The sequence below is a fragment of the Paenibacillus sp. CMAA1364 genome (genome assembly GCF_054373195.1).
The window spans coordinates 1-1,487 of sequence record NZ_JBITNB010000056.1 but is presented as its reverse complement, the minus strand read 5'-3'; the positions used below and the strand labels follow the sequence as shown (position 1 = coordinate 1,487).

Here is a 1,487-nt window from a genome sequence, read left to right as displayed (position 1 = left end):
AGAAGCTTGCGCTCCTACATCTCTGGCTCCCACCTATCCTGTACAGATCGTACCCAAATTCAATATCAAGCTGCAGTAAAGCTCCATGGGGTCTTTCCGTCTTGTCGCGGGTAACCTGCATCTTCACAGGTATTAAAATTTCACCGGATCTCTCGTTGAGACAGCGCCCAAATCGTTACGCCATTCGTGCGGGTCAGAATTTACCTGACAAGGAATTTCGCTACCTTAGGACCGTTATAGTTACGGCCGCCGTTTACTGGGGCTTCGGTTCATAGCTTCGGATTACTCCTAACCACTCCCCTTAACCTTCCAGCACCGGGCAGGCGTCAGCCCGTATACTTCGCCTTACGGCTTCGCACAGACCTGTGTTTTTGCTAAACAGTCGCTTGGGCCTTTTCACTGCGGCCCCCTCGTGCTATTCACACTACCGGGGCACCCCTTCTCCCGAAGTTACGGGGTCATTTTGCCGAGTTCCTTAACGAGAGTTCTTCCGCGCGCCTTAGAATTCTCTTCTCGCCTACCTGTGTCGGTTTGCGGTACGGGCACCTTCTCCTGGCTAGAGGCTTTTCTTGGCAGTCTGAGATCATGACCTTCGCTACTATAATTTTCGCTCCCCATCACAGCCCAGCCTTATAGTGTGCGGATTTGCCTACACACAAGCCTCACTGCTTAGACGGACTATTCCATCAGTCCGCGTCACTACCCTACTGCGTCACCCCATCACTCATAACGGATTACGGTGGTACAGGAATTTCAACCTGTTGTCCATCCACTACGCCTTTCGGCCTCGCGTTAGGTCCCGACTTACCCTGAGAGGACGAGCCTTCCTCAGGAAACCTTGGGCTTTCGGCGGATCAGATTCTCACTGATCTTTTCGTTACTTATACCGGCATTCTCACTTGTATGTTGTCCAGCGCTCTTTTCAGTACACCTTCAACCCACATACAACGCTCCCCTACCCCTGCAACATAGTTGCAAGCCATAGCTTCGGTGGTGTGTTTAGCCCCGTTACATTTTCGGCGCAGAGTCACTCGACCAGTGAGCTATTACGCACTCTTTCAATGGTGGCTGCTTCTAAGCCAACATCCTGGTTGTCTGTGCAACTCCACATCCTTTTCCACTCAACACACACTTGGGGACCTTAGCTGATGGTCTGGGCTGTTTCCCTTTCGACAATGGATCTTAGCACTCACTGTCTGACTCCCGGATATAAGTACATGGCATTCGGAGTTTGACTGAGTTTGGTAACCCTTGCGGGCCCCGCACCCAATCAGTGCTCTACCTCCACGACTCTTCATTCCGAGGCTAGCCCTAAAGCTATTTCGGGGAGAACCAGCTATCTCCGAGTTCGATTGGAATTTCTCCGCTACCCCCACCTCATCCCCGCATTTTTCAACATGCGTGGGTTCGGGCCTCCAGTGCGTGTTACCGCACCTTCACCCTGGACAGGGGTAGATCACTCGGTTTCGGGTCTACGTCCACGTACT

At 52.3% G+C, this 1,487-nt stretch carries 1 rRNA gene; it reads right to left on the bottom strand.

Annotated elements, in window-relative coordinates:
* Nucleotides 1–1,487, bottom strand: a 23S ribosomal RNA gene (locus ACH8E3_RS16610); the annotation flags it as partial.